Source organism: Micromonospora sp. NPDC005252, assembly GCF_042872475.1.
Taxonomy (GTDB): domain Bacteria; phylum Actinomycetota; class Actinomycetes; order Mycobacteriales; family Micromonosporaceae; genus Micromonospora.
On the sequence record NZ_JBIAKN010000011.1, the window covers coordinates 149,423 to 172,698 of the forward strand.

Annotated in this window: 19 protein-coding genes; 6 read left to right on the plus strand and 13 right to left on the minus strand. The window is 71.6% G+C overall.

Features of this window, described 5'->3' with window-relative positions; all coding sequences use genetic code 11:
• Positions 1-61: 61 nt before the first annotated feature.
• The 6 genes from ACFYPH_RS26020 to ACFYPH_RS26045 form a co-directional block, all read right to left on the minus strand.
• The gene (locus tag ACFYPH_RS26020) at positions 62-1,348 is read right to left on the minus strand and encodes an ABC transporter substrate-binding protein (RefSeq protein ID WP_387185363.1); all 1,287 of its coding nucleotides are present in this window, start codon (positions 1,346-1,348) and stop codon (positions 62-64) included.
• Between the two features lie 83 nt (positions 1,349-1,431).
• A complete protein-coding gene (locus ACFYPH_RS26025; RefSeq protein WP_387185364.1) occupies positions 1,432-2,547 on the minus strand; it encodes a branched-chain amino acid ABC transporter permease in 1,116 nt (371 codons plus the stop codon).
• A complete protein-coding gene (locus ACFYPH_RS26030) occupies positions 2,544-3,422 on the minus strand; it encodes a branched-chain amino acid ABC transporter permease (RefSeq protein ID WP_387185366.1) in 879 nt (292 codons plus the stop codon). The genes ACFYPH_RS26025 and ACFYPH_RS26030 overlap by 4 nt, the downstream gene beginning before the upstream one ends.
• 28 nt (positions 3,423-3,450) lie before the next feature.
• The gene (locus ACFYPH_RS26035) at positions 3,451-4,173 is read right to left on the minus strand and encodes an ABC transporter ATP-binding protein (protein ID WP_387185369.1); all 723 of its coding nucleotides are present in this window, start codon (positions 4,171-4,173) and stop codon (positions 3,451-3,453) included.
• Positions 4,174-4,231: 58 nt separating this feature from the next.
• On the minus strand, positions 4,232-5,014 hold the full coding sequence (locus tag ACFYPH_RS26040; RefSeq protein WP_387185372.1) for an ABC transporter ATP-binding protein: 783 nt from the start codon (positions 5,012-5,014) through the stop codon (positions 4,232-4,234).
• Between the two features lie 131 nt (positions 5,015-5,145).
• Entirely contained in the window at positions 5,146-6,042 is an 897-nt protein-coding gene (locus ACFYPH_RS26045) for an alpha/beta hydrolase (RefSeq protein WP_354861838.1), read from the minus strand.
• A 183-nt stretch (positions 6,043-6,225) separates the two neighbouring features.
• Between ACFYPH_RS26045 and ACFYPH_RS26050 the strand changes: the two genes are divergently transcribed.
• Positions 6,226-8,487, plus strand: coding sequence for a catalase (locus ACFYPH_RS26050; RefSeq protein WP_354861840.1), 2,262 nt, complete (start codon positions 6,226-6,228; stop codon positions 8,485-8,487).
• 113 nt (positions 8,488-8,600) lie between these two features.
• Here ACFYPH_RS26050 and ACFYPH_RS26055 read toward each other — a convergent pair whose 3' ends face one another.
• Positions 8,601-9,470, minus strand: a complete 870-nt coding sequence (locus tag ACFYPH_RS26055) for an LLM class F420-dependent oxidoreductase (RefSeq protein WP_354861841.1) — start codon at positions 9,468-9,470, stop codon at positions 8,601-8,603.
• Between the two features lie 567 nt (positions 9,471-10,037).
• Here ACFYPH_RS26055 and ACFYPH_RS26060 point away from each other — a divergent pair.
• On the plus strand, positions 10,038-10,538 hold the full coding sequence (locus ACFYPH_RS26060; protein WP_354861843.1) for a winged helix-turn-helix domain-containing protein: 501 nt from the start codon (positions 10,038-10,040) through the stop codon (positions 10,536-10,538).
• A gap of 179 nt (positions 10,539-10,717) precedes the next feature.
• Here the strand turns inward: ACFYPH_RS26060 and ACFYPH_RS26065 are convergent, their stop codons facing one another.
• The 3 genes from ACFYPH_RS26065 to ACFYPH_RS26075 form a co-directional block, all read right to left on the minus strand.
• Positions 10,718-10,984, minus strand: coding sequence for a hypothetical protein (locus tag ACFYPH_RS26065; protein WP_354861845.1), 267 nt, complete (start codon positions 10,982-10,984; stop codon positions 10,718-10,720).
• Between the two features lie 265 nt (positions 10,985-11,249).
• A complete protein-coding gene (locus ACFYPH_RS26070; RefSeq protein WP_354861846.1) occupies positions 11,250-12,428 on the minus strand; it encodes a helix-turn-helix transcriptional regulator in 1,179 nt (392 codons plus the stop codon).
• 226 nt (positions 12,429-12,654) lie between these two features.
• Positions 12,655-17,067 (minus strand): S8 family serine peptidase, encoded by a 4,413-nt coding sequence (locus ACFYPH_RS26075; protein ID WP_387185379.1) that lies wholly within the window; start codon positions 17,065-17,067, stop codon positions 12,655-12,657.
• 243 nt (positions 17,068-17,310) lie between these two features.
• Between ACFYPH_RS26075 and ACFYPH_RS26080 the strand changes: the two genes are divergently transcribed.
• Positions 17,311-17,910 carry a winged helix-turn-helix domain-containing protein gene (locus ACFYPH_RS26080; protein WP_355066440.1) on the plus strand — a complete coding sequence of 200 codons (600 nt, stop codon included), beginning with the start codon at positions 17,311-17,313 and terminating at the stop codon, positions 17,908-17,910.
• A 94-nt stretch (positions 17,911-18,004) separates the two neighbouring features.
• On the opposite strand, the gene ACFYPH_RS26085 is transcribed toward ACFYPH_RS26080, so the two are convergent.
• Positions 18,005-18,895 (minus strand): diiron oxygenase, encoded by an 891-nt coding sequence (locus ACFYPH_RS26085; RefSeq protein WP_354862595.1) that lies wholly within the window; start codon positions 18,893-18,895, stop codon positions 18,005-18,007.
• 48 nt (positions 18,896-18,943) lie between these two features.
• On the opposite strand from ACFYPH_RS26085, the gene ACFYPH_RS26090 reads away from it, so the two are divergent.
• The 3 genes from ACFYPH_RS26090 to ACFYPH_RS26100 all read left to right on the plus strand — a co-directional run bounded on the left by ACFYPH_RS26090 (position 18,944) and on the right by ACFYPH_RS26100 (position 21,765).
• Positions 18,944-19,672, plus strand: a complete 729-nt coding sequence (locus ACFYPH_RS26090) for a TetR family transcriptional regulator (RefSeq protein WP_387185383.1) — start codon at positions 18,944-18,946, stop codon at positions 19,670-19,672.
• Entirely contained in the window at positions 19,669-19,965 is a 297-nt protein-coding gene (locus ACFYPH_RS26095) for a DUF4873 domain-containing protein (protein WP_355139932.1), read from the plus strand. The genes ACFYPH_RS26090 and ACFYPH_RS26095 overlap by 4 nt, the downstream gene beginning before the upstream one ends.
• 243 nt (positions 19,966-20,208) lie before the next feature.
• Positions 20,209-21,765 (plus strand): OFA family MFS transporter, encoded by a 1,557-nt coding sequence (locus ACFYPH_RS26100; protein ID WP_355066437.1) that lies wholly within the window; start codon positions 20,209-20,211, stop codon positions 21,763-21,765.
• Positions 21,766-21,831: 66 nt separating this feature from the next.
• On the opposite strand, the gene nrfD is transcribed toward ACFYPH_RS26100, so the two are convergent.
• Both nrfD and ACFYPH_RS26110 read right to left on the minus strand, forming a co-directional pair.
• Positions 21,832-22,899, minus strand: a complete 1,068-nt coding sequence (nrfD, locus tag ACFYPH_RS26105) for an NrfD/PsrC family molybdoenzyme membrane anchor subunit (protein WP_355066436.1) — start codon at positions 22,897-22,899, stop codon at positions 21,832-21,834.
• Positions 22,896-23,276, minus strand: a 381-nt coding sequence (locus ACFYPH_RS26110; RefSeq protein WP_387185387.1) for a 4Fe-4S dicluster domain-containing protein, incomplete at its 5' end; no start/stop codon positions are given. The genes ACFYPH_RS26110 and nrfD, both read right to left, overlap by 4 nt.

The following is a 23,276-nucleotide window of genomic DNA, read 5'->3' on the forward strand; positions in this document are numbered from 1 at the left end:
GGCACGCTCGTACGACCCGGAGGCGGTGACCCCCGGGTCGTACGAGGCGATGGCGGGCTCGTCAGGAGACGGTCGGCACCCCGTTCGCCGGTGGCGCGACCGGCGGGGCGCTGTACTCGGTGACCGGCCCGTCCCCGTCGTCGGTCTCGTACGTCGGCCCGAAGTAGCTCTGCACTCCCCCGCTCACCCGGCTCAACCGCTGCCCGCCGTAGCCGGAGTGGTCGTCGGCGGAGAAGCGCAGCGGCGCGAGCCCGGGGCCCGCAAAGCCGCCCTTCTGGACCGCTTCGAGCACCTTCTCGCGGGTGACGTCCTTGCCGGCGGCGAGGAGCACCTGCACGAAGAGGTAGCCGACCGACATGCCGTAGACGGTGTTGCCGTCGAACGGCGCGTCACCGTTGTGCGTCTTGTTGATCTTCGTGAACAGCTGGATCCACGGGTTCGCGGTGTCGTTCTGCATCGGCAGGTAGTTGGTGCCGACCATGCCCTCCAGCAGCGGGGCGGCGGCGCCGAGCTGCTTGGCCAGGGTCGGGTGGTCGGCGCCGACGTTGGAGACCAGCCACTGCGGCTTGAAGCCCAGCCGTGCGGCGGTGCCGATGGACAGCGCGGTGAAGCCGGGCACGGTCGCCAGCATGACGACCTGACAGCCGGCCGCCTTGAACGCGCCGATCTGCGGCGCGACGTTGGTGTTGCTGGTGACGTACGTCTGCTTGACGGCCACCGCCCCGGCGCCGAGCACCTTCTCCACGCCGGCCAGGCTGTCGCGGCCGAAGTCGTCGTCCTGACCGAGGAAGCAGACCTTCTGGCCGGCCAGGTTCGCCTTCGTGTAGTTGGCGAGGATCTTGCCCTCGATCGTGTAGTCCGGGTTGAAGCCGAACGTGCCGGGATACTTGTCGGGCTGGTCCCAGCTGCGGCTGCCGGAGGCGACGAAGAGATCGGGCACCCGGTTGGTCTTGAGGAAGTCGAGCACACCGGTGTGCGTCGGCGTGCCCAGGCCGTTGAGGATGGCGAAGACCTTGTCCTGCAGGACGAGCTGGCGTACCACCTGCTGGGTGTTCGCCGGGTTGTAGCCGTCGTCCATGATCTTGTAGGTGATCTTCCGGCCGTGCACGCCGCCGTTGGCGTTGACGTAGTCGAAGTACGCCTTCGTCGCCGGGGCGATCTTGGAGTAGCCGGCCGAGGCCGGCCCGGTGAGCGGCATGTGGGTGCCGACGACGATCTCGGTGTCGGTGACCCCCGGCACCGACCCCCCGCCGGAGGTGGGGCCGTCGTCGCCGCCACAGCCCGCGGCGGTGACGAGCAGGGCGATGGTGCTGGCGATCGCGAGACCGCGTCGTGCCGTACGGTGCATGGGAAACACCGACCTTTCTCGGTCCGGTTCGGTGGGAATGGTGTGGTGGTGAGGCGCCCGGCCGAGGCCGGGCCGGGGACAGCTCAGGAACGCCGCGCCGGCCAGCGGGCCCGCAGCCCTCGGCCGAGACGGGACAGCAGACCCTGCACACCGCCGGGCGCGGCGATCATCACGACGATCAGCGTGCCGCCGAAGATCGCCAGCGGGAGGTTGCCCTCCAGCCGCTGCGCCACCGCCGGCGAGAGGGTGAGCAGCTCGGTCACGGAATGGGTGAGATCGGGCAGGGCGACCAGCAGCACGGCCCCCCACAGCGCGCCGGCGAGGCGACCGAGGCCACCGATCACCACCGCCATCAGCAGGAAGAGTGACAGGGTCAGCGAGAACGCCCCGGGCGAGACGCTCTGCGCGAGCATCGCGAGCAGTCCGCCGCCGAGCCCGGCGGTGGCGGCACTGACCACGAAGGCGAGAACCTGCGTGCGGGCCACGTGGATGCCCGCGAGCCGGGCCGCCACCTCGTCGTCGCGGACCGCCCGGAAGGTCCGCCCGTACCGGCTGCGGATGAGGTTCGCCACCAGCAGCAGGGCCAGCAGGGTGGCAGCGCCCGAGAGCCAGAGCTGCCACCGCTCGTACGGGAAGTACGCGCCGAGCGCCATCGGCGGCGGCTCCACCGGCACCGACAGCCCCTGCTCGCCGTTGAACACGCCGTCGAAGGTGACGGCCAACGCCGGCACCACGACGGCCACGGCGAGCGTCACCCCGGCGAGGTAGGGCCCGCGCAGCCGGGCCGCCGCCACACCGACCACCGCGCCGACCGCGACCGTGTCCAGCACCGCCGCGACCAGCGACAGCGGCAACAGCCAAGCGCCGGTCAACCCCCGGTCGGCGAACGCGTTCTGGCACAGGGCCACGGTGTACGCGCCGGTCGCCATCAACGCCCCGTGCCCCAGCGACAGCTGACCGTTGAGCCCGGTGAGGACGGTCAACCCGGCGGTGGCGCAGAGATACGCCGCCACCGTGGCGAGCTGGAAGTTGCGGAACGGCTCGACGGCGTAGCTGACCGCCACCAGCACCAGCCCCACCGCGAGCAGCACGGCGAGGTGCCGCAGCAGCGTGGAGCCGCGGCGCCCGCGGTCGACCGGACGGTCGCCGGTCTGGGCCGGCCGCTGCCTCGGCGGCAGGGCCGCCCGGGTGGCGCTCACACCCGCCTCGCCGCGACCGGGGCGAACAACCCGCCGGGCCGGACCAGCAGCACCGCCAGCAGCAGGACGAGCACCGCCAGCGGGGTGAGGTCGCTGCCGGCGTACCCGCTGACGTAGGAGAGCAGCAGACCCACCACCAGGCCACCGACCACCGCCCCCGGTGGACTGTCCAGCCCGCCGACCACCGCCGCGGTGAACGCCGAGACGAACACCAGGTCCATGGCGTGCGGGTGCAGGCCCAACTCGGTCGGGATGACGAGCATCGCGGCGAGCGCGCCCACGCCGGAGGCGAGCGCCCAGCCGAGCGTCAACATCCCGCCGACGTTGACCCCGAGCAGGCGGGAGACCTCCGGCGCGAAGGCCGCCGCGCGCATCCGCAACCCGACGGCGGTACGCGCGAACATCCAGGCCAACGCGCTGACCACCACCCCGATCGTGGCGAAGACGAACAGGTCGTACGGCGACAGCACGGCCACCCCGCCGACGGTGAGGGCGGACCGGCGAAACGGGACGTCGGCGGGGCGGAACTCGTTGCCGTACACCATGCCCAGCACGGCCTGGAGCACCAGCACCAGCCCGAGCGCGACGATGACCGGGTTGAGCGGCGACGCGTGGTCGACGTGCCGCATCACGACCCGGTCCACCAGCGCGCCGAGCAGCAGGCCGGCGACGATCGCGACCAGGAAGCCGAGCCAGTAGGAGCCGGTCGCGGCGGACACGGAGTACGCGACGTACGCGGCGGCGACGGCCATCGCCCCCTGGGCGAAGTTGACGACCCGCGCCGCCCGCCAGATGAGCACCAGCGCCAGCGCGAACGCGGCGTACACCGCGCCCCGCGACAGACCGTCGACGGTGAGGAAGACGAAGCGGTCCAACAGTCCTCCCTCCAGGGGACGAGGTGGGTCAGAAGCCGAGGTACGCGTGGCGCAGGTCGTCGTCGTCGCGCAGCGTGGCCGCCGGGGCGGCGATCACCACCTGGCCCAGTGACATCACGACGCCCTGGTCGGCCACGGCGAGCGCGCTGCGCACGTTCTGCTCGACGAGCAGCACGGTCAGGCCGGTGCGGTCGCGCAGCTGGCGCAGCAGCGCCATGGTCCGGGCGACCACCCGGGGTGCCAGGCCGAGCGACGGCTCGTCGAGCAGCAGCAGGCGCGGCCGGCCGACCAGTGCCCGGCCCAGCGCGAGCATCTGCCGCTCACCACCGGAGAGCTGGTGGCCGAGGTGCCGGGAACGCCGGGCGAGCGGCTCGAAGAGCTGGTAGACCTCGTCGAGGGCGCGGCCGGCGTCCGCCCGGTCACGCCGCCACAGCCCGCCGAGCCGCAGGTTCTCGTCGACAGTCAACTCGCTGATCACGCCACGCCCCTCCGGCACGTGCGCCATGCCGCGCCGGACGAGCTGCTCCACCGGCGTACCCCGCAGGTCCTCCCCCGCGAGGACGACCTGGCCGGCGGCCGGACGGATCATGCCGGAGAGCGCCCGCAACAGCGTCGTCTTGCCGGCGCCGTTGGCGCCCACGACGGCGGCGATCGTGCCGGCCGGCACGGTGAGGTCGACCGCCCGCAACACCGGCGCGGCACCGTAACCGGCCACCAGCCCCCGCACCACGAGCAGATCGGCCGCGCTCACGCTGGGCCTTCCTTCGTTCGCGACCGCCCGGCTCGCGCGCCCCGCGCAGTCCTCGCGCTCACGAGGTCTCCTCGACGAGGGCACCGAGGTAGGCGTCGGCGACCGTCGTGTCGTCGCGGATCTCGTCCGGCGTGCCGGCGGCGATCACCCGGCCGAAGTCGAGCACCACGAGCTCGTCGCACACGGCCATCACCAGGTCCATGTGGTGCTCGACGAGCAGCACCGCGCACGGGTCGGCGTCGCGCTTGGGGAGCTGCCGCACCAGCTCGGCGAGCTCGGCGATGTCGTCGGCGCCGAGGCCGCCGGCGGGTTCGTCGAGCAGCAGCAGCCGGGGCCGCGCGGCGAGCGCGCGGGCCAGGGCGACCCGCTGGCGTACGGCGAAGGGCAGCGTGCCCGGCGCGGCGTCGGCGTGCCGGGCGATCCCCAGGTCGTCGAGGACGTCCAGGGCGTGCTCGCGCAGCCGGCGCTCGTCGCGGTCGCTGCGGGGCAGCCCGAGCAGCGCCGACCCGAAGCCGGCGCGGGCGGTGTGCGACGCGCCGGTCATCACGTTCTCCAGGACGCTGAGACCGGCGAAGAGCCCGGTCCCCTGCAGGGTCCGGGCGATGCCGAGTCTGGTCAGCCGGTGCGGCCGTGGTCGCAGCGGACGACCGTCGAGAGTGAGCGAACCCATCTGGGGCGTCACGAAGCCACAGATCACGTTGAACAACGTGGTCTTGCCGGCGCCGTTGGGCCCGATCACGCCCACCACCCGGTTGGGTGGCACTCGCAGCGAGACGTCGTCGAGGGCCGTGAGGCCGCCGAAACGGACGCCGATGCCGTGCAGTTCGAGCCCGCGTTCCATCACCCATCCCTCTGCCGTGGCGGGTGTTATTTACACTCGCAGTGTACGTTTCTCGGTTATGGCGTCAAGACCTTCGATGCGCTGACGCGACCGGGGCGGCCGCCAACGGCGACCACCCCGGCCCGACCCGCTCAGTAACTGGGGCAGGTGTTGCGGTACTCCTCGATCGCCGACCCGCTCGGGCCCGGGCAGAGGAACTGCTCGTAGCGGGTGTCGTCGTCGACGAACCGCTTCAACCAGGCCACCATCTGGCGGGCCGTCGGCGTGTTGACCGTCTGCGGGAAGAAGTGGCTCGCGCCGTTCAACTCCAGGTACGCCTTCTCGGCCGAGGCCGGGATGCTGGTGTAGAACGGCACCGAGTGCGACGCGACAGGCGCGACCGTGTCGCTCTCGCCGCCGATGATCAGCGTGGGCACCCGCAGCTCGGACCAGCTCTTGTCCGTGTTCCAGGGCGCGAGGGGCACCGCGGCCTGCAACGACGGCCGCGCCGAGGCGGCCTCCAGGCTGCCGCCGCCGCCCATCGAGTGGCCGGCGACCGCGAGGCGGCTGCTGTCGATGCGGCTGCGCACCGAGCTGCGTTCGGTGAGGTAGTCGAGCGCGGCGAGCAGCTGCCGGCCACGGCTGTCCGGCTGGTCGAACCGGCTGTTGGTCTCGATCCCGATCACCACGAAGCCGTGCGAGGCGATCCGCGGCCCGAGCCAGCTGATGCTGGACCACGCGGCCGTGTAGCCGGGCGAGATGGCGACGGCGCCGAACGTGCCCTCGCTGGTGCTGGTCGGGTAGTAGATGACCCCGCCGCCGAAGCCGGTGACGCTCAACGAGGACACGCTCTGCGAGGCGGTGGCGAAGGGGCCGCGGCTGGCCTCCAGGATCGCGGTGGTCGGGGCGGGGCCCCGCTCGTACGGGCTGGCCGCCTGAGCGGGGGCGGGTCCGGCGAGGACACCGGCGGCGAGCAGGGTGGCGGCCAGCGCGAGCCGGACGGCGCGAGCGGGCGCGGAACGGGGACGGGTGGTGGTTGGTGACGACACGTCGGGCACTCCCTAGAGTCGAGCGATATCGACGTTCGTCAGTCTTCGCCGCTCCGCTCGGCCCCCGCATCGGTGAAATCACCAGTCCCGCCCGCAGATCGGATCTTCTGCGCGTTTCGACCCTCCGACCAGGGGTAGGGGTGCAGGGGCATGCCCAAACGCTCCACGGAGAGGTTCACACCAGTGGATTCCAGCAAGCCCGCCGAGGCGGTCAAGAACGTCGTGAAGACCGCCTCCGAAAAGATCGCCGACGCTCTGACGCCCGAGGTGCCCGGCGCCCCGGGCAGCGCACCCCCACCCGTCGAGGAACCGACCTCGCCCCACGACCCGCTGCCGCCGAAGCCGGAACAGGGCGCACCGCAGACCCGTACGCCGACCGGCGCCGAGACCGGCGTGCCGGCGACCGCGAAGGGCCAGCAGGGCGCGTACCTCACCACGGCGAACGGGGCGCGACTGCGCGACACCGACCACTCGCTCAAGGCCGGGCCCCGGGGGCCGGTGCTCCTCCAGGACCACCACCTGCGCGAGAAGATCACGCACTTCGACCACGAGCGCATTCCGGAGCGTGTGGTGCACGCCCGTGGCGCGGGCGCGCACGGGGTGTTCACGGCCTACGGCACCGCCGAGGCGGTGACCCGGGCCGGCTTCCTCAAGAAGGGGCGCGAGACGGAGGTCTTCGTCCGGTTCTCCACAGTGCTCGGGTCGCGCGGCTCGGCCGACACGGTCCGGGACACCCGTGGCTTCGCGACGAAGTTCTACACCGACGAGGGCACCTTCGACCTGGTCGGCAACAACATGCCGGTCTTCTTCATCCAGGACGCCATCAAGTTCCCCGACATCATCCACGCCGCGAAGCCGCACCCCGACCGGGAGATCCCGCAGGCGCAGAGCGCGCACGACACCTTCTGGGACTTCGTCTCGCTGCACACCGAGGCGCAGCACCACGCCATGTGGAACATGTCCGACCGGGGCATCCCGCGCTCGTACCGGACGATGGAGGGCTTCGGTGTGCACACCTTCCGCCTCGTCAACGAGGCCGGGGAGACGGTGCTGGCGAAGTTCCACTGGAAGCCGAAGCTCGGTGTGCACTCCCTGACCTGGGAGGAGGCGCAGCTGCTCGGCGGCATCGACCCCGACTTCCACCGCCGGGACCTCTACGACGCGATCGAGGCCGGCGCGTTCCCCGAGTGGGAACTCGGCATTCAGGTCTTCCCCGACACTCCCGAGGAGACCTTCGCCGGGATCGACCTGCTGGACGCCACGAAAATCGTTCCGGAGGAACTGGCGGAGGTGCAGCCGATCGGCAGGCTGGTCCTCAACCGGACGCCGACGAACTTCTTCGCCGAGACCGAGCAGGTCGCCTTCCACCTCGGCCACCTGCCGCCGGGCATCGACGTCACGAACGACCCGCTGTTGCAGGGCCGGCTCTTCTCGTACGTCGACACGCAGCTCACCCGCCTCGGCGGGCCGAACTTCGCACAGATCCCGATCAACCGCCCGCACGCCGCGGTCAACGACATGCTGCGCGACGGCTTCCACCAGCACGCCGTGCACGCCGGGGTGGCGCCGTACCGGCCGAACTCGCTCGACGGTGGCAACCCCTTCCCGGCCGGCGACGCCGAGAACGCATTCCTCGACGTGCCGGTGACCGTGGCGCAGGCGCCAAAGGTTCGGGCCAACCCAGCGTCGTTCGACGACCACTACAGCCAGGTACGCCTGTTCTGGCTGAGCATGTCGCCGGTCGAGAAGGAGCACATCATCCGGGCGTACACCTTCGAGCTGGGCAAGTGCTACCACCAGGCGATCAAGGAGCGCCAGCTCCAGTGCCTCGCCAACATCGACCCGGTGCTGTGCGAGCAGGTCGCCACCGGCCTGGGACTGCCCGCGCCGCAGCCGACGGTGCCGCTGGCCGACGTCGCGCCGAGCCCGGCCCTGTCGCAGGTCGGCGGGGCATGGCCCGCCGACGGTCGCACGGTCGGGATCGTCGTGGACCCCGACGGTGACCTGGACGGCGTCGGCGAGGTCCGCCGGGCCGTGTTCGAGGCCGGCATGGTGCCGCTGCTGATCGCCCCGCACGGGGGCATGGTGGGCGACATGCCCGTCCAGCGGACCTTCGCCACCGGCCGGTCGGTCGAGCTGGACGCGCTCCTGCTGGCCGGGGCGCCGGTGCCCGCACCGGACGCGCTGCCCGCGCGCGACGCCAAGGCCGGCCGGCCGGGCGCGGCGACCGTCGATCCCCGCGTGCTGCTCCTGGTCGAGGAGTGCTGGCGGCACGCCAAGGCGATCGGCGCCTGGGGCGCCGGCGTCACCGTGTTGGAGCAGGCCGGGGTGGCCGGCACCCCGGGCATCGTGTCCGCCGGCTCGGGCGCCGAGGCGCTGACCGCGGTGCAGCAGTTGATGGCCGCGCACCGGGTGTGGGAGAGGTTCCCCGCCTCGGTCGGCTGACCGGTCACCGACGAGGGCCGTCCCCCGCTTCGGCGGGAGGGCGGCCCTCGCCGTCGTGGGCGAGCAGCCGGTCGCGCCTCGCGCAGCGACCCGGACCCGCAATTCCTGTCGCGTCAGCCGATGTCGGCCAGCCGCGGCAGCACCTCGTCGCCGAGCCGCCGGGCGAACTCCACGGGATGCCGGTCCGGCGTGACCTGCACCTCGGTGACGCCGAGCTTGGCATAGTCGGACACCTCGGCGAGGAACCCGTCGAGATCCTCCAGCGGCGGCTTGGAGGCCAGCACTGTTTTCTCGATGCTGTCGTAGTCGCGGCCCTCGGCAGCGCAGTGCCCGCGCAGCACGTCCAGCTTGTGCGCGATCCCCTCGGCGCCGGTGCCGAACAGGTTGCAGGCATCGGCGTACCGGGCGACCAGCAGCAGCGTCTTCTTCTCGCCGCTGCCACCGATCATGATGGGCGGGTGCGGACGACGCAGCGGCTGCGGCGAGTTGATCGTCTCCGTGAGCTGGTAGTGCCGCCCGTCGAACGGCCCGTTGTCGTCGCTGAACATCTGCCGGCAGATCCGCAGCGTCTCCTCCAGCCGCTCGAACCGCTCGGCCACCGGCACCACTGGCACGCCGAGCCCGCGCTGCTCCCGCTCGTACCAGGACGCCCCGATGCCGAGCCGGGCCCGGCCTCCGGAGAGCACGTCGAGGGTCGTCACGGTCTTGGCCAGCAGCCCCGGATACCGGTACATCACACCCGTGACCAGCACACCGAGCGTCATTCGACGGGTCTGCGCCGCGACGAAGCCCAACGTCGTGTACGCCTCCAACATCGGCTCCTCGGCCGGGGCCAGCGCCTCCATCTGGAAGAAGTGGTCCATGACCGTGAACGAGGCCACGCCGGCCTGGTCGGCGATGGTCGCCGCCTCGGTGAGGGTCGGCGCGATGGCGGCCGGATCGGCCGGAGTCGAGAAAGTCCAGTAGTGCAGCCCGAGCTTCATGTTCGGCACCTCCGCGATCGAGCCTAGTAGTGGTCGGCCGCGTGCCCGACGCTTCGCCGCGAAGATGGTCTGGTCGGTGTCCAGCGACCCGCCGGACGAACAGCACGCCGGTGAGCACCCGGGCGAGCAGGAAGCAGACGGCAGCTCCGAGCAGCCGGAGACCGGGCGGCGCGGCGACGCGACCGGACGGCAGCGCCCGCGCGGAGCCGGACGACAGCGCCCGCGCGGAGCCGGGCGACGACCGACCGACGGGGTACGACGATCCGTGGGACACGTCGACCATGCTCGTCCCGCCAGGTCCGGACGCCGTCCGTGGATTGTCTTCGTTCTGTCACAACCGCCGGTCACCATTGGAAAAAAGCGGCGATCCCGCTCTCCGAACCCCCCTTGTTGTCGCCAAGCCGTCCGCACGGCTGTGACCTCGACCGTCATTCACATGCTTACATGCAACTATGTTTTACCCAGCCGAGACGAGCCACCACTAGGGTCAGGACGCCGATCGATGGTCGTCCTCGGCGGTGCGAAAACCATCCGGAGTGTTCGTGGGGAACCGGAAGGGGTTGGGCAATGCAGGGAATTCCGGTCGCCTCGCTGGTCATCGGCATCGCGTCCTCGCCGGCTGAGCGCCGGCAGTTGGCCCGTCTGCTCGGCGGGACCGACGCCTTCCTGATCGTCTCGAACGTCGACCAGGCACGGGGGTTCCTCGGGGTGGGCGAGCTGCCCCCCGTACCTCCTCCCGTCCCGGCCGTGCGCACGGAGGCCGCGCCACGCCCGCAGCCGCCGCCGGATCTGAGCGTCGACTCCGACCGCCGGGTGGTGTGCTGGCGCGATCAGGAGATCGACCTGACCCGGCTGGAACACGACGTCCTGCTCTGCCTCGTCGACGCTCCCGGGCAGATCTGGACCTACGAGCGACTGCACCTCAAGGTCTGGGGCAACCGGCACCTCGGCCGTGGGTCCGACATGCATTCGGTCGTCCGTCGGGTGCGCCGCAAGCTCGCCCGGCTGGACGCCGCCGCCACGATCCACGCGGTCCGCGGCGTCGGCTTCCGGCTCGCCCCCGTCTGACACACCGCGCCGACGAGCACCGGGGAGAAACAGGTCGTGGGCGACGAGCTGACCGAACGCCTCCGCCCACTCCCGGCAGCGGCCCCGCGTCCCGCAGACCGGGCAGCGACCGGCAACGGCCTGGTGCTCGATGAGGGTCCGCCGCCACCGCGCCTCCAACCGGGCGAGCGTGGGGGCGGTCATGGCCTCGCACCGGCCGCTGCGGCGGCAAGAACGTCGACGCTGACCAGCACCTCGAAGCAGAACGGCTGCGAGCAGTCGGCGGACTCCCACGCACAGTCCGGGCCGTGGCCGTACACCCAGGCGAAGCGCGGGTCATGAGATTCGTGGACGGACACGATGACGATGTCGTGGTGTGTCTGGCCCTCGATGCCAGGGCTGGGCTGCCACTCGGTAGGCCGCACCGACATCCGGGTGCCGGGGCCGGGCATCTGCCGGGCGGTCACCGGACCGACCCGTCGTAGTGGTGAGCTGGTCGGCCGGTCAGAGTGGATACCAGTTTGCGGATCATCGCTCGCCCCTCGCCTCCGGAGCAGAGTCGGCCGGTCATATCCGGCACGGCGCCCCTGCCCTCCCTGGCGGGACCGGCGGCGCTGAGCGCCCACATCACGTCCGACAGCACACCGGCCACTGATCCCGTAAACATGACGCTACGGAGGGTTGCCTGCGGTCAGGAGGACGCGGCTGTCCGCCGTCAACCGATCCTGTCCGCTACTCGCCCGTGCTGGTCCGGTCGAACTGCTCGTACACGTCACGCAGGTCGGCAGCCTCCGGTGCGCCCGTCCGCTCGACCCGGCGCAACACCTCCCGCGCCCGCCACCAATTCGACGGCACCACTCGCCCCGACGCGACCGCCTCCGCGGCGAACACCGACGCCTCATCCGGTCGTCCGGCGGTCACCAACGCCAGCCCGAGGTCCAGTCGAGCCGATGCCGCCCGCCGGGGCCGCTCACCGCCGTCGCCGCGCGGATCCAGGTGGGCCAGCACGGACCGCGCGACCCGCTCGGCGGCGGGGTCACCTGCCCACGCCAGCGTCGTCGCCGCGTACGCCTCAGCCTTTGCCGGGTCGTACCGGTAGTGGTGCTCCGCCCGTTCCGGGACAGGCAGGTTCGCAGTCAAGCGTTCCACCCGGTCCAGTGCCCGACGCGTCTCACGGACCGCGCCCATCCGCGCCCATGCCCGCGCCTCCTGCGCGGTCGCCTGAATGTGCGCGGAGCTGCCGACAGGCGCCACCTGTTGCGCCTGCCGCGACAGGTCCAGGGCACCCCGGTAGTCGCCGAGGGTCAGCACCTCCCACGCCCGCGTCTCCAGACACCAACCCTGAATCTCCGGATGCTCGGCGTGGCCGGCGAGCCCGGATGCCGCGGTGAGGTGCGCGGCGGCGGCGCCCGGCTGTTGCAGGTCGATGTGCACGGTGGCCCTCAGTACGGCCAGCCAGCCGCCCGCGACGACGAGACGCCGTTGCTGGGCGAGGGTGACCCGGCCGCCGAGTAGTCGGGTGACATAGGCGAGGTGCTGACGCACCATCGGCAGCAGGTCGACCGGCGCGGTCGTGGGGTACAGGCTGGCGAGGTCGTCCACGCCTCGCTCGATGCGGGCGAGGGTTTCGGCGCTGACGTCGCAAGCAGCGACCCGCCGGAGCAGTTCGTCGGCTTCGGCTTCGTGGTCGACGGGCGCGCGCACGAGGCGGACAAGAGCACCGTTGGCGTGCAGTGCCTGGTCAAGGTGCTGGGCGGTTTCCACGGTGGGTGCCTTGCTGCCGGCCTCAAGTTCGTGCAGGTGGCTCTTGCCCCGGTGGGTGAGCTGACCGAGGGCCCGCAGGGACAGCCCGGACTGCTCGCGGAGCTGACGAAGCGTGTTGCCGAAGCGCGGGTCGACGTGGGACGTCATGGCTGTGCTCCCAGGTAGCGGTCTGGGGGGTGGGCCGCCCACCGCTACAACCGGCGGCACCACCAGCGCTCACGCTACCCGCAGTATCGCGTCCGGTCACCCATCGCTGTAGCGCAACGACCGGCTCGCCAGGAGCGCTCCTGACCGGCCGATCGAAGCTGGTCCGGCCCGCCTGGTCGAGGACCAGGCGGGCCGGATCGATGCGCTACCGCTTACCGCTCAGGTGTCAGCACCGAATGGGCGCCAACCCGAAGTTCTCCACCGCGGGAGTGGCGGTGTCGATCCTCGTCTGACGGGTCTGGGGCTTCCAGCCGTCCTTGGCGACGATCAGGGTGAGCGGGTTGTTCCGACGGTCCACCCAGTAGGCGTACTTGCCGGCGCTGTCGGTCGCGAACGTCCACGACATCGCCCAGGAGTCGACCTGGACGACCGCGCCGGCAATCGGCGAGGTCGCGCCCTGGCAACTGGTCCCGGTCACCGTGCCCATCAGCTTGCCCCAGGTCTTCGGGGGCGTCGCCGTCATGGTCACCGCCACCGGCGCCACCGAGTACGGTGTGTTCTCCTTGATCGTGACCGCACCCGAGTAGGTGCCCGGCTGGTCCACGTTCGCCGTCATCCCGACGGTGACCGTGACCTTCTCACCCGGCGCGAGGGTGACCGTCGACTTGTCGATCGTCATCCAGCTGACGTCGGCCGCCGCCTCGACGCACCCCTCGAAGCCCGGCAGCACCTCACTGTCCGGTGCCGCGTTGAAGCTGCCCGACGAGCCACCGATCTTGTAGAAGCCACACGCCGCGCCACCCCGGTACCGGGCGGTGTTGGCGTTCGGCAGGTTCGACCACGAGCTGGTGGCCGGGTCGTAGGCGAAGCCGGCGTTGCTGATGGCGCCGCCCTGCGAACCGCCCACGACGAGGAGCTTGCCGCTGGCCACCGCGTACGAGCTGGCCCAGTTGTCCGTCGGCGCGTCGGCGATGGCGGTCCACGTGTTGGCACCCGGGTCGTAGGCGTAGCTGGCCTTCTGCGCCGCGGTGCCGTCGTTGCCGCCAGTGCAGTAGAGAACGCCGTCGATCCCGCCGCAGGAGGCGAAGGCCACCGACTTCGGGTAGTTCGCCAGCGTCTCCCAGGCGTCGGTGCCCGGGTCGTAGCGGACCACCGTGTTCGACATCGGCAGACATGCCGAGGTGGTGCAGCCGCCGACGGCGTAGAGCTTGCCGCCGACGACCGCCTGCCCGGCCGCGGACCGCGGCGCCGGGTTGTCGGCCAGTTCGGTCCAGCTGTTGGCCCCCGGGTCGTACGACCAGGTGGCGGCGTCGGGGCCCTCGGCGCCCCAGCCACCCGTTGCGATGATCTTCCCGCCGACCACGCCCACGGTCAGCGCGTTTCGGGCGCCGGGCAGGTCGGCTGCCGCCGTCCAGGTCTGCGCGACCGGGTCGTAGGCGTAGGTCTTCGCGGTGGAGGCGCTCCCGTCGCCACCACCGATCGAGTAGACCTTGCCGTCCAGGGTGACCACCCGGTTGTCCATGATGTTGGTCGGGAAGTCGGTGATGTCCGTCCACGGAGCGGCCTGCGGGCCGGCCGCGGCGGCGGTCGCCGACGTCGCCTTGCCGGACGCCCGGGCCGCGAACGACGTCGGGACGCTCAGCCGCTGCTCCGGTGCGCCGGCCGCGCCGAGCACCTGCTGCCGGGTCACCCGGGAACCGTCCGCCCGCAGCAGCTCGAAGCCGTTGTCCCGCTCACCGAAGCCGACCTCGACCGGCGCTCCGCCGGTGTTGGTCACGGTGAACGTCCTGGTGGCCTTCCCGTTGGGCATCTGGACCGTCGCGCTCACCTGGGTGGGCGTCACCGACAACCGGCCGGCCGCGAGGACGAAGTTCGCGGCGGTGGCCCAGTCGGGCTCGACGTCGACCTGCTTGCTCTGGCTGACGTAGTTGCCGGCCGTCGCGGTGAACTTGTGGGTGCCGGTCAGCGTCGAGTAGATCCAGTAGAACCCGTCGGGCAGTCCCGGGTCGTCCGGGGTCGCCACGGTGACCGCCTTCTCGGCGGGCCGGTCGTTGCTGGTGACGGTGGCGCCGTTGACGTAGCTGTTGTCGTTCTTGTCGCGGACGTTGCCCACGACCAGGCCGCCGTCGACCGGCACGCAGGTGACCTGGCTGCCGATGAGGACGTTGTCGACCTCCCACCACCACTCGTACGAGGCGTCGTAGTAGTGGAACCGCACCTGGACCTGCGCCTTGCCGGCCGCCTGCGGGATCGGGATCTCGGTGAGCTTCGGGCCCCGGACGTCGGTCTCCTGCCGGAGCACGTTCGTCCAGGTCGCGCCATTGTCGATGCTCAGGTCGACGTCGGCGGTGTCGTCGTTGAGCTGGTTGAAGTCCTGGTTGAACCGGATGACCGGGGCCGTGACGCCGGTCAGGTCGACCACCGGGCTGACCAGGGAGGTGTCCTGGCTGGTGCCCGCGCCGTAGTCATCGCTGTCGATCATCGCGAAGTTGCCGGTGCCACCGGTCAGGTTGCCCCGGCCGCCGTCGTCGGTGAACTTCCAGACCTGACCGCTGCCCGCGTTGTCCACCACCGTCCAGCCGGCCGGGGTGGTCGTCGCGTCGAAGGTCTCGTACTCGCCGTCGGAGCCGAACGTGTAGCCGGGCGCCGTCGTGCAGGTGGTGGTGTTCACCGGCACCGCGACGTTGGCGGTCACGTTGCGGGTGCCGACCACGACCTCCTTGGTGACGGTCTGGTAGCCCGGGTACTGCGACTCGTACCTCAGGGTGTACGTCTGCCCGGCCGGCAGCGTGATGCTGTATCGGCCGTTCGAGGGCGTCGTGTAGTCGTACACGCCGGACGGGCCGCTCACGGTCACCTTCGCGTACAGCGGCCAGCCGTGGCCGGAGCCGTCGGTGACCGCGCCGGTGACGTTGACGCGCGGCACCGCCGTCAGGGCGACGTTGAGCGTCGTGGTCGCGCGGTTGGCGACCGTCGCGGACTTCGTGGTGCTGCCGTAGCCGAATGCCGACACGACGACCTGGTAGTCGCCGGTCGGGACCTGGGTCGAGTAGGTGCCGTCGGCGCCGGTGGTGATCTCACGCGAGGTCGGACCGGTGAGGGTCACTGTCGCGCCGGCGATCGGTGCGCCGGTGGCCGCGTCGGTGACCGTGCCGGCCAGGGTGCCGACATCGCCGGTCGGGGCGGCGTTGAGCAGCGCGAGGGCGTCCAGCCGGCCCTCACCCCAGACGTTGTTGTCCGCAGCCGTGCCGCCGCACTGGGCGTCGGCCTTGTCGATCGCGGTGCCGTTGAGCAGCGCGCGGGTCCCGTCGACGTCACCGATCAGCGACGGCGCCGCCGAGTACAGCAGGGCGATCGCGCCCACCAGGTGTGGGGCGGCCATCGACGTGCCGCTGGCGGTGCCGTACCCGTTGCCGGGAACACTCGACCGGACGTTCACGCCGGGCGCGGAGATGTTGGGCTTGATCTCGCCGTTCTGCCCGACGCCGCGCGCCGAGAAGCTGGCGATGGTGTTGTTGACGTCGTACGCGCCGGCCGAGTAGTTGCTGGCGAGGCTTCCCGGTGAGCCGCTGGTCTGGCACGCCGGCCCGCTGTTGCCGTTGGAGAACACCCCAAAGATGCCCGACGCGGCCCAGGCCAGCGTCACGTCCTCCATGAAGGGCTCGTTCGACGGCTCCCGGGTGCCCCAGGAGTTGTTGATGATGTTCGGCCGCTTGCTGGCGTCCGGGTTCTGACCGCTCAGGTCGGTCGGTTCGAGCATCCACTGACCGGATTCGATCAGCGCCGCGTCGGTGGGGCAGCAGCCGTTCGCCGCGATCCACTTGACCCCGGGCGCGACGCCGATCTGGTTCGCGCCGGCGGAGCCGGCCATGGTGCCCATGGTGTGCGTACCGTGGCCGTCGTCGTCACAGGGTGCGTCGGCGCACGTCCCGGCGGCGTTGAACCAGTTGTAGTTGTGGTCGAACGTGCCGTCGCCGTTGTTGCCGCGGTAGGAGTTCACCAACGCCGGGTGGTCGTACTGCACACCGCTGTCGATGCTCGCGATGGTGACGCCCTCGCCGGTGACGCCGTACTGGGACCAGACGTCGTCGGCGTTGATGTTGGCAACGCCCCACTCCACGGAGTTGACGGTCTTCTCGTCGGTTCCTTTGGTGAGTTCCGGCAGCTTGTAGGCGACCGGGGCGTAGAGGCCCTCGACCTCCGCGTGGGCGGCGAACTTTTGCGCCATCGCCAGGGAGCCGCTGTTCACCTTGATGGCGTTGGTGGCCCAGAAGGTCTGGTACTTCGTACCCGAGCTGTCGAGTTCGGCGCGGATCTTGCCCTGGCTGGCGGCGGCGGTCTCCCGCAGCGTCTGCGCGACGGCGGCGCCGCGCTTCGTCCAGTCCTTGATGGCACTGGCCTTGCTCAGGTCGGCCCGGTCCTTGAACCGAATCCAGAAGTCCCCTGCGCTCTTGGCCTCAAGCTGGCGGGCGAGCTCCGGTCGGATCTTGTCCCCGGCGGCGGTGCCCGCTCCCAACGAACCGGGCGCGGCCTGCGCGCCGGAGCCGACGCTGGCCAGGCATGTGGCGGCGAGGACCATCGCCGCGCTGGCGCTGACCAGCGATCTGGCCGTGCGTCTCCATTGTGGACGTCTGAACATCGGTGCTGCCTCCCTCAGAACGACCCAGGGGTGTTATGGGCCATGGTGAGGAGTGCGCGAGATCCAGCTCGACGGAACCGAGCGAACGGACCCCTCATGCCTCCCCATGCACCGCGCGGGTCACGCCGGTTGCCCGAGTGGACACTATGATCGAGAGGAAAGGACGATCAAGAACTTGCTGTGAGCAACTTGTCGCTAACGGTTGCCCTGCTGGCGGCGCGCTTGCCAATCATTGTCAGGACCATGACGATAACTGGGCAGGGAAGCCCATCGATCCCGGGCGGTGTGGTGGCCGAGGACGACGAGACGGCGGTGGACGGGGCTGATCCGGCCGACGAACCGTTTCCGCTGCTGATCGCGGTGACGCCGTCGCCGACCGAGCGCATCCGGCTCGCGGAGCGCCTCGACGGGATCGCGCCGCTGCTGCTGGTGGCCGACCTCGACGAGCTGCGCCGGCTGATCGCGATCCCGCAGCAACGGGCCGGCCCGCTCGGCGAGCCACCGTCGACCCCGACGCCCACCGTCGAGCCCGGCCCCGCCCTGGTCATCGACTCGGCCCGGTCCACCGCACGGTACGGGGGTCGCGAGGTCGACCTGACCCGACTGGAACACGACCTGCTGACCTGCCTGATCACCGAGCCGGTCCGGATCTGGAGCTACGCCGAGCTGCACCGGTCGGTCTGGCACGACGAGGGGCGCGAGCGCAGAGCGGACGTGCAGTCGCTGGTGAAGCGGCTGCGACGCAAGTTGCGGGACCTCGGCGCCGGTGCCACGATCGAGGCCGTACGCGGTGTCGGGTTGCGCCTTACCGGCCGGCACGAGCCGCGGATCGGGCGTGCCTGACGGCTGCCTGATGTGGGCAGTTCATCGCCACGTCCGGACGCCCCGCACCGCCGGCAGACCCCGTCGACGCCGCGCCCCGGCCGGACGACGGCCGTCAGATCAGCCCCGCCCGGGCCCACAACAGCCGCCCCGGCCCGCCCACCAGCCCGACGCCCGCGAGGTGGTCGTGCACACGGGCCGCCGACCACCGCAGCGTGGCCTGCCAGTACGGGTTGGCGCGGGCGGCGGCCCGGCCCACCGCCGGCGGGATACCCACCGCCGCGTACGCGTCGGGGTGGACGAGACGGTTGGCGATCGAGTGTGCGGCGCGACCGACCAGCAGCCGGGCGTACGCCATGCCGACCGGTCCGGCAGCCGCGACCTGGCGGGCCAGCTCGTCGCGGGCGAACCGGACGTGTCGCGCCTCCTCGACGACGTGGATGCGCGAGACCATCCGGATGAGCGGCTGAAGAGACTCGTCCGCCATGATCTCGCGCTGGAACGCGTCGAGGATCTCCTCGGCGACGAGGATCGCGGCGTACATCCGGGGGCCGCTGGCGGTCGCCTTGAGGAACCGGCCGAGCAGGTGGTCGAACGGGTCCGCCCGGTAGACGGGACAGCCCATCGCCTCGATCAGCCGACCGAACATGATCGAGTGCCGGCACTCGTCGGCGACCTCGGTCAGCGCGTACTGGGCGCGCGGGCTGGTCGGGTCGGCGTCGTAGTAGTGCCGGATCAGCATCTGCATGAGGATCGTCTCGAACCACAGACCGGCGCTGGCCGTGCTGGCCACCTCGTGCTTGGTGAGCTCGACGCGCTGCTCTTCGCTGAGGCCCGACCAGAGCGCCGTGCCGTAGAGGCTGCTGCGGTGCGGCGGGAGCCAGTAGGCGCCCGGGGTGTGCGGCGCGTCCCAGTCGATCTCGACCACCGGGTCGTAGCTGGTGCGCAGCGACGACGTGAGCAGCCGTTCGGCGACCGCCGAGTCCTCGGGTTCCGCCGCCTCCATGACTCCTCCACATTGACGTGACTGGCAGTAACTGTTACCTGTAGTAGCATGCAAGCGCCACGCAACGATGTCAATGGACCCCAGCCGCCGGCCGCGTCCACCGGCGACGGTCGAACGGCGACGGGCAACGGCCGCCGGGACCGCTGGGCCAACCACCGTGAGCAGCGCAGGCAGGCGCTGGTCGGTGCGGCCGTGCAGGCGTTGCTGCGGCACGGCCCCGAGGTCGACATGGAGCAGGTGGCCACCGCCGCCGGCGTCAGCAAGCCGGTCCTCTACCGGTACTTCGCCGACAAGTCGCAGCTCTGGGTCGCCGTGAGCGAGCGGTTGTCCGCCCAGGTCGTCGACACGATCGCTCCGGCCATCGCGCGGGTCCGCGAGGAGCGCGACCTGGTCGAGGCGACGATCGACGCGTACCTCGGCGTCATCGAGTCCCAGCCGACGCTCTACCGGTTCCTGATCCACCGGTCCGGTGACCCCGGCATCCACCAGGTCGTCTCCGGGACCAGTCGGCAGGTGGCCGCCGGGCTGGCCCGCGTGATCGGCGACCGGCTCCGCGCCCTGGGCCTGGACGCCGGCCCGGCGGAGCCCTGGGCGTACGGCCTGGTGGGCTTCGTTCAGGCGGTCGGCGACTGGTGGACGACCCGCGGCCAGCCGATCAGCCGCGCGGCCCTCACCGACTACCTGACCACGCTGCTGTGGAGCGGGATCCAGGGGGTCCGCGCCAGCGCCGACCTGCCGCGCGAGCTGACCCGCGCGCACGAACGCATCGTGCCGTGAGCTACCACGGCCCGGCGAGCGTCGCGGGCACCCCGGTGCGGGTGCACCTCAGCGGTCGGTGGGAGCCGGTCGACGGCCGCTACCACTGGAGTGGCCGGATCGAGCCCGAGCCCAGGGTGGCCGGACTGCTGCGCTCCGGTCGGCGCGACGTCGAGCTTCGCATCGCCGACCGGGCCCGGCCCGCCCGGCTGGCCGAGGTCGACGCCTGGGGTGGTGTGCGGATCACCGGCGTGGGACCTCCACCCTGGCCCGCGCCGACAGGCGACGAGCCGGACCAGCCCGTTTTCCCGTAATCGCGAGCCGCGGTCCGGCGACCACGTAACGTGAGCTACAGCCGATCAACGGCGAACGCCGGACGCGCGTCGGGCCGCCAGGTGGCGGCGCAAGCCGCTCGGTCATCCGCCGGGAGTCCGGTGCGATTCCCCGGCCCGGCGTCATCCGGGCATGCGCGGATTCCGCTCAGTGGGCAATACGACGGTACGGGGAACAGCTCCGTCTCGCCGCCTGCCCACTCAGCCGCAGGAGGTGCGGACCCCATGCTGTCGGTATTCGACCCTCGGCACACCGTCGCTCCCCCGGGATACAGCCGCTGGCTCATCCCGACCGCGGCGCTGGCCGTGCACGTCTGCATCGGCCAGGTCTACGCGACGAGCGTCTACAAGAACTCCCTCATCGCACACTTCGACGTCAGCCAGACGGCGATCGGGGCGATCTTCAGCATCGCCATCGTCATGCTGGGCTCGTCGGCGGCGGTGGGCGGCCGGTGGGTGGAGCGCAACGGCCCCCGCCGGGCCATGTTCGTCTCCGCCTGTTTCTGGGCCACCGGGTTCCTGGTCGGCGCGCTCGGCATCGCGACCCAGCAACTCTGGCTGCTCTACCTCGGTTACGGCGTCATCGGCGGCATCGGGCTGGGCATCGGCTACATCTCGCCCGTCTCCACGCTGATCAAGTGGTTCCCGGACCGGCCGGGTCTCGCCACCGGTCTGGCGATCATGGGATTCGGCGGTGGCGCCCTGGTCGCCGGCCCGCTGGCGCGTCAGTTGCTGTCGCTCTACGACCCCGACTACAACCCTGCCAACCCGGCCGCCGTGGCGTCGGGGTCCGCGCTGGTGGGGCTCTTCGTCACGTTCGGCATCGGCTACTTCGTGATCATGATGTTCGGCCCGTTCAACGTCCGGGTTCCTCCGCCGGACTGGCGGCCCGCCGGGTTCGACCCCGCTCGCGTCGCCACCCGGTCGCTGGTGACGAGGGCGAGCGTGTCCGCGTCCAACGCCGTGCGGACCCGTTCGTTCTGGCTGCTGTGGATCGTGCTGTTCTGCAACGTCACGGCGGGTATCGGCATCCTGGAGCAGGCCAGCCCGATGATCCAGGACTTCTTCCGGGACAACGGCTCCACCGCTGTCTCGGTGTCGGCGGCGGCCGGCTTCGTGGGTGTGCTGTCGCTGTTCAACATGGCCGGCCGGTTCATCTGGTCGACGACGTCCGACCTCATCGGCCGCAAGCCCATCTACATGGTCTACCTCGGCGTCGGCATGGTGCTCTACGCGCTGCTCGCCGTGGCCGGGCACGCCGCGACCGCCGTCTTCGTGCTGATCGCCGCCTTGATCATCTCCTTCTACGGCGGCGGCTTCGCCACCATGCCCGCGTACCTGCGGGACCTCTTCGGCACCTTCCAGGTCGGCGCCATCCACGGCCGGCTGCTGACCGCCTGGTCGGCGGCGGGTGTCGCCGGCCCGCTGATCGTCAACGGGATCCTCGACAGCCAGGGCAAGCCCGGGACGCTCACCGCGTCGGCGTACCGACCCGCGCTGTTCACCATGGTCGGCGTGCTCGCCATCGGCTTCGTCGCGAACCTGCTGGTCCGCGCCGTGCCCGACCGTTTCCACGAGCCCGACCGGGGTCCGACCTCGCCCGTGGCGCGCGCCAGCGTCACCGAGCCGGTCGCCCTCGGCCCGCAGAGCAGGCCACCGGTGCCCGAGCACGTCGGCGGCCAGACCGGGCGGCTCTGGTTGTCCTGGCTGCTCGTCGCGGCGCTGCTCGGCTACGGCATCGTCGAGACCGTCATCACGGCCGCGAAGCTGTTCACCGGCTGAGGCGACGGCCGGGCTGCGTCGCGCACGGGCAGTACCCCGCGAGGGCACTGCCCGTGCGCGACGCGCTCAGCGTCGGCCGTCGTGCACCGTCGGCCCGTGCTCGGCGAGGCGCTCCCGCTGGGGTACCACTGTGTACTTCGGATCGCGCGCCGACACCCTGCCCGCCTCGAAGATCCCGAACCGGGTGGCGACCGACGAGGCCACCAGGGCCGCGCCGGAGAGCACCGACAGGACCCGGCTGCGCCGGCTGAACAAGGCCGCGGCAGTGCCCACAGTGAGCAGCACCCGGCCCCCCTTGACCAGCCGGCCGCTGCGGCCGCGCACGTACGGCTCGCCGGTCAGTCCCATCCGCTCCAGCCGGTGACCGCCGATCGCCTCGACGGTCGCGGCGGCGAGGGCGAGGCGGCGCAGCGGGGCGGTCTCCGCGGCCGGCGCCGCGATCAGGCCGACCCCGGACGCGGCGACGAGCGCGCTGCCGGCGAAGACGACCGGCAGGAAGGGGTGCGCGTCATGCCAGGCCGGCACGGCGGTGTCGGCGAGCAGGACTCCGGTGTACGTGGCCAGCCCCGGGGCGGTGGCCGCGGCGGCCAGGCCGGCGACGTCGCCGACGGAGGGTGCGAGCCGGCGGGCCAGGCCGAGCACGCCGTGCTGCGGGAGCCGGGGCGCGAACTCGGCGATCGCCGCCACACCGGCGGCCGGCCCGAACGCGGTGAGGATCCAGGTGCCCACCGACATCGGCGAGGTCAGCTTGGCGACCCGGAGCATGTGGTGGAAACGGTCCGGCCGACCGAGGTCGTGCACCAGCAGGTACGCGCTGGCGAGGGTGCCGCCGAGGGCCGTCCAGCGGCCCACGCGACGCAGGGCGGGGCGTCCGGTCAGTTGGGCTCCCGCGCCGATCAGCGCGCCTCCGGCGGCGAGGCCACCGCTGAACAGGTAGCCGGCGATGTCGTGCTTCCACACCGGCGCCTTGAGGATCGGGCGGCCGTAGTAGGAGCTGAAGTCGGCCGGCGGCACGGTGAGCTGCTCGCCGCCGTGGCTCCGACCCCGGCGCTGCCCGTCGGGCTGGTCGAGGTGGGCCTGGAACGCGCGGAACCGGGCGCCGACCGGCTCGTGCGGTGGCGTCGCGTCGGTCATGGCCGCCTGCCCAGGAACGCCAGCGCCGTGGCGGCGACCATCGTCAGCGCGGCCAGGCCGGCGCGTTTCCACATCGCCGGCAGATCCCGCGTCGTCACCACCGGATCCGGCGGCAACCCATACACCTCCGGCTCATCCAACAACAAAAAGAACGCCCCGTCACCACCCACACCGTCGTTCGGATCCTCCCCGTACAACCGCGCCTCCGACACCCCCTGCTCATGCAACGTCGCCACCCGCTGCGCCGCCCGCTCCCGCAACTCGTCCAGGGGCCCGTACTGGATCGACTCCGTCGGACACGCCTGCGCACACGCCGGCGTCATCCCCGCACCCAACCGGTCATAACACAGCGTGCACTTCCACGCCCGACCATCACC